Genomic DNA, 5,290 nt, shown 5'->3' with positions numbered 1-5,290 from the left:
CCGCCGTCTACAGGTCGAACTGCTTGCCGAGGCGCTTGAGCGCCTTGAGGGTCTTGGCGTCGGAGACCTCGGTGTAGACCTCCATGGTGACGGCGATCTGCGCATGGCGCAGGACGCGCATGGCGACGCGGGGATGGACGTCCAGCGCGGCGAGGAGCGTCGCGCAGGTGTGCCGGGTGTCATGGACGGTGATCTTGCGGACGCCCGCCTTGGCGCATCGCTGGTCGAAGCTGCGGTTGAAGTTGTGCGGGTTGATCGGTTGGCCGGTACGGGTCGTGAAGATCAGCCCGGTATCCGTCCAGTCCTTACCAGCCGCCTCTCTGCTCTGGTCCCGGCGCTTGCGCCGCAGCCGTAGCGCCGTCAGGCAGATGTCAGACAGCGGGAGGGTCGCGTCCGAGGCTTCGATCTTGGTCTCGCGGTGCAGCAGTTCCCGCCGGACGCGCTGGAGCTGCCACGTCACGTCGATCTCTCCCCCGTCGAAGTCCACGGCGTTCCAGGGCAGGCCGAGGACTTCACCTTGCGCAGACCCAGGATGAGGATCAGGACGTACGCGGCGTACATCGGGTCACCGTCATTGCGGGCCGACTCCAGGAACTTGCGCGCCTCGTCCACCGACCACGCGCTTGCGCGGCTTCGGCAGCCGCACCAGGCCCGCAACGTTCTTGGAGATCAGTTCCTCCCGGACGGCACCCGACAGCGCGCTACGGAGAACCGTCCAGGCGTCCCGGATGGTGCGCTCGGAGGCGTACTGCTAGCAGCAGTCACCCTTGGCGCAGCAGCGCTGCCGGTTCAAGGCGGGCCGCTAACGCTGGGCCGCACGCGCCGCCGCCTCGGCGCCCGCCCTCGACTCCCGCTGGCGCTCACGCTCGAGACGGGTTGGAAAGCCGGTCGGCTGGCGTGGATAGCGGGTAGTCGCAGGGCCGCCGTGCGGACGAAGTGTGGCGGCCTGGTGGGTGGGCGGCTTCCTTGATATTGGACTGAGGCGGTCACCCGTGCTGCCGGCTCCAGCCCGGACAGTCGTAGCCGCAGGGTTCCCTGGGGCGCGCATGTGCGGGTGGTCGCCCCCGCTGCACCATTGTCCGCGTCGGCCAGAACCTGCCAAGGGCGCCTACGGCGTCGCTAGGCGATCTTCGACCCTTGACAGAACCTGCCCGAGAGTCGCGGCGTTCGGAGCCGCAACCTCCCAGATCATAGGCACTGACCGGACTATTGAACCCCATAAGTGAGCAAAGAATGTAGAGGCGGCGTTTCGCATGAGCAGCAGAGAGAATAATAACAGGCATTGGGAAGATTTCGCCAGCAAGAGCAGCCAGTCACGCACGAAGGATTAAGAAGGTAAGGCGATAAGGTGCCGGACGAACAGCTACAGGGAAGAATTGCCGAGATAGTAGCTGGCATCTTCCAACAGGTATCGGACACACTTCAAGCAAGTACCCAGCAGCAACTAGAACTCGCGACCCATTGTCCAGAGGTGTACCAATACTGTCCTAAAGATTTTGTGCATTGCACAAAAGAGTATAGAAACTAAATAAATTGAAGGAGGTTGCAGGTGGCGGAGGAGTTGCAGAAAGTGGTTACCGATGTAATGTCCGCCGTTTTCCAGCAGGTATCAGATACACTCCAAGTAAGCACCCAGCAAGAACAAACAGTCAACTGCCCCGACCTGTACGTAAAATGCCCGGAAATGTTCGTGAATTGTAACGGGGGATACAAGGACGTACAAGGGGCAGCTTCGTAGGTAAAATCCCAAAGTCACAGAAATAAGGGGTTTAACAATGAAGAACGGATCACAGGATTTGCCGTGGCCGATCATCGGTGAATCGTCAACATCCTCATCACGACACATTTCAGGGATCGCGCACACAGGAAGGATTGCCAGCGACATTTCGAATTGCCTGCTACAGGATAATCCCGATACAGACGCACTGGAGGTCGATCTGCAGTCGCGGTACAGCCTTTCTCCTCAAGACGCGTCACACCTCATTTATGAGGCTGTCCTGAACTTGAATCAGAAGCTGTTTCCTCCAATTATAAGTCTTGAACTAATTCTGACGGAAGGCTGCAATCTAGCCTGCACGTATTGCTTTGAAAAAGAGATGTTGGGCCACAAGAAAATGCCATTGGAGGTGGCAAAATCTGCAGTAGATCTCCTCTTTTCATACTCTGGGGATAGGCCGTCCGTCACCATAACTCACTTTGGCGGTGAGCCGACTCTCAACTTCCCCGCCATTCAATATGCGACAGAGTACGCTGAGGATCGGGCGGCGGAGCTTGGAAAGTCCGTAAACTTCAATATAACCACCAATGGCGTTCTGCTTAATGAACGCATTGTTGGATACTTTGCAGATCACAAGATCGATGTACTTCTAAGTCTCGACGGGAGCAAGACCACCCATAACAAGTACCGAGTGGATAAACGAGGCCAAGGTACATTTGATCGTGTACTCAAGGGCCTGCATACGCTTAAGGAGCAAATGCCCTGGATTGCCGCAAAGTTGACGGTAATGCCCACAAATGCGTCGCAGCTATATGAAGATGTCGTACATCTTCACGAGATCGGAGTTAACGAGTTTCTTATCGGCCACGCGAGTGGAGTAAAATGGGGACACGACGACATGAATATCTATAGTAGACAACTTCGCAAGGTATTCGAATGGTATATCAATATGGAATCGCATGAAACTCTGCGCATTCCAGAATTCGACGATATTGAGAGCGGGGCATCATTTGGCTGTCGAGCCGGCAATAGCAGCATGACCGTTAGCATTGATGGGGAGATATCCCCCTGTGCAAAGATCTTGGCATTGGACAATAAGAGTCTTCTCTCAAAATTGGGAGACACGCGCCATGGACTGACGCATCTAAGGAATCGGATGGAGCTGGTAAGCTGCAAGCACGTGCGATCCGAATGTGAGATACTCGGAATAGCTAAAGATTATCATGGTGGCTGTTTCGCCGAAAACTACGAGGATAATCGGAACCTATTTAGCCCGAGCAGGCAAGGCTATGACTTTGCAGTACTGACTCGTGCAGCATGTTCCGGCTGCAATGCGGGATCGAAGATCGACTAGGTGATGGTCACCCACCGGACGACTGCCATGGCCACTATTTGCTAAGCTTGAAAGGGTGGCAAATGAGTAATGAAGTCGAGTGTTGCGTATATAATGAATGGACAGAGAAAGTCATCCGCGATGTGATGGCTGGAGTTTTCCGAGAGGTGGTTACACACCTTGAGGCGACCCCTCAGGCAGAGCAAGCAGTTAACTGCCCAGGCCATTATATTATCTGCCCAAAAGATTTTGTTTACTGCAAACCGCGATATACATCATGAGAAGGGGTCTTCATAACTGCCCGCGCTGCTCGTCAGTGGCACTTTCCACTCCTCAAACTACTGTCTGCAGCCTTCACCTCGATCTCCGGAAACAACTCCTCACGGAAACGCTGCACCACCGAGGCATGCGCTATGGTAGAGGTAGTCGAGATGGCCGATCCGGCCAGTGGCCATTAAAAGCGAGATAGCTTCGTACGACAAAATCTGCAACGAGTGCTGCAAGGTGTACGCCATCGGATCTCGCAGTCAGGATGGCCCGTTCCACTTCATGATCGTCACCTCCTCTGTGCAGCCCGACAACCGTGTTCAAGTCGTTGGCCTCTGGCGAAGCGGCGACTGGGTAACCGGCCAGACCCTGTACCTGCTGCGCCGGGACGGCCACCATGTCCCGATCATCAACGCGGAGATGTTGCCCGCGCTGAATCAGGCTGCGAGGACCGCGGACAGCGAGTTCTTCTCCCAAGCAACAAGTCCCTCAGCCACGTGGGTGTCACTGGGCGCTCCTCGAAGATTCCTCAGGGAGCTGACAGCAGGGCACATCGAGGGCACATGACCTCGCGATCATGCACGAAAGAACGAGAACCACCTGGGCGACGCCGACGCACCGGCCGTCGCGGAGCGCGGCCAGGAGGAGAAGTACGGGCACGGCATCGAGTCGCGGTGCCGGGTCGCGCTCATGCACTACAAGCCTCTGATCGGCCTGCCGGGCGTCAGTGTCCACCTGCACGCCACGACGCTCTGCAACTCGATCTATCGCGGCGATGATCAGATGCTCGTCAACACGCACGTGTTCGGCATGAACGCCTACGGGGCGCCCCTGTGGCACATCCGCCGTGCCCCGGAGAGCCGGATGTTCGACGTGTACGCCGAGAGCTTCGAGGCAGTGTGGGAACTGTCCCGTCCGGCGAACGAGGAGTGAGGCAGTGGCCCGCACCGAGTACTACGACGACCCCGACGCGCCCAAGCCCAACTCGCTCGTGGTCGCCGCGTCCGCCGTGGTCGCCAACGAGCGCGGCGAGATCCTGATGCAGCGCCGGGCCGACTCCGGTCTGTGGGCGCTGCCGGGCGGGGCGATGGAGATGGCCGACTCTCTACCGGGGACGGCCGTCCGGGAGGTCAAGGAGGAGACCGGGTACGACATCGAGGTCATCGGCCTGGTGGGCACGTACACCGACCCGCGCCACATCATCGCCTACTCGGACGGCGAGGTCCGCCGGCAGTTCAACGTGTGCTTCCTCGCCCGCCTCGTCGGCGGCGAGCTACAGATCAGTGACGAGTCCCTTGAGGTCCGATGGGTACCGCCGGGAGAGCTGGACGAGCTGCCCATGCACCACACCCAGCGACTCAGGCTGAAGCACTACCAGGAGAACCGGACGGCCCCGTACCTCGGCTGAACCGACCGCCTACCGGGCGTTTTGCGACTGCTGGCGTACAGCACAGAAGTACAGCAACACACCCGCACAACAGCACCCGCACCCACCCGCCACCACACGCCCTACCAGGACGGGCGGCATCCGGCCTGGGGTGCGCCGAGAGTTCGGGACGAAGAGGTCACTGGTTCGAACCCAGTATCGCCCACCCAGCTCAGAGGCCGTTCCGATGGGACTGTCTGAAAGTCTGTGGGTGAGGCGGTGATCAGCTTTCAGTTCACGGTGATGCGGTCACCGTAGTGCAGCGACAGGGCGTTCAGCGCGGCCTTCCAGCCGGGCGTCCTGCCGGTCACGTTCGGCCGGTTCTTCAGCGGCTGGCGGATGACCAGGTAGAGGACCTTGAGCGCGGCCTGCTCGGTGGGGAAGTGCCCGCGTCGGCGGGTGGCCTGGCGGAACCGGGCGTTCAGGCTCTCGATCGCGTTGGTGGTGTAGACGATCTTGCGGATCTCGGCCGGGAACGCCAGGAACGGAATGAAGGAGGGCCAGGCGTCCCGCCATAGCCGGATGATCGCCGGATAGCGGTCGCCCC

The 5,290-nt window shown here is 59.0% G+C and carries 6 protein-coding genes; 3 read left to right on the top strand and 3 right to left on the bottom strand.

Features of this window, described 5'->3' with window-relative positions:
• Positions 1-7: 7 nt before the first annotated feature.
• Both C4U03_RS41585 and C4U03_RS41580 read right to left on the bottom strand, forming a co-directional pair.
• Positions 8-460 carry a tyrosine-type recombinase/integrase gene (locus tag C4U03_RS41585; protein ID WP_235018412.1) on the bottom strand — a complete coding sequence of 151 codons (453 nt, stop codon included), beginning with the start codon at positions 458-460 and terminating at the stop codon, positions 8-10.
• Entirely contained in the window at positions 457-612 is a 156-nt protein-coding gene (locus tag C4U03_RS41580; protein WP_200827799.1) for a hypothetical protein, read from the bottom strand. Before C4U03_RS41580 ends, C4U03_RS41585 begins: the two co-directional genes overlap by 4 nt.
• Positions 613-1,775: 1,163 nt before the next feature.
• Between C4U03_RS41580 and C4U03_RS39545 the strand changes: the two genes are divergently transcribed.
• From C4U03_RS39545 to C4U03_RS39530, 3 genes are all read left to right on the top strand, one after another.
• The gene (locus C4U03_RS39545) at positions 1,776-3,071 is read left to right on the top strand and encodes a radical SAM protein (RefSeq protein WP_103945007.1); all 1,296 of its coding nucleotides are present in this window, start codon (positions 1,776-1,778) and stop codon (positions 3,069-3,071) included.
• 936 nt (positions 3,072-4,007) lie between these two features.
• On the top strand, positions 4,008-4,250 hold the full coding sequence (locus C4U03_RS39535; protein ID WP_103945003.1) for a hypothetical protein: 243 nt from the start codon (positions 4,008-4,010) through the stop codon (positions 4,248-4,250).
• A gap of 4 nt (positions 4,251-4,254) precedes the next feature.
• Positions 4,255-4,725 carry an NUDIX hydrolase gene (locus tag C4U03_RS39530; RefSeq protein WP_103945001.1) on the top strand — a complete coding sequence of 157 codons (471 nt, stop codon included), beginning with the start codon at positions 4,255-4,257 and terminating at the stop codon, positions 4,723-4,725.
• A gap of 248 nt (positions 4,726-4,973) precedes the next feature.
• Here the strand turns inward: C4U03_RS39530 and C4U03_RS39525 are convergent.
• The coding region (locus C4U03_RS39525) for a transposase (protein WP_200827797.1) at positions 4,974-5,290 on the bottom strand (317 nt) is incomplete at its 5' end.

Origin of the sequence: Thermomonospora echinospora, from assembly GCF_900108175.1 — a bacterium.
Taxonomy (GTDB): Bacteria; Actinomycetota; Actinomycetes; order Streptosporangiales; family Streptosporangiaceae; genus Thermomonospora; species Thermomonospora echinospora.
This window is presented reverse-complemented; position numbering and strand designations above follow the sequence as displayed.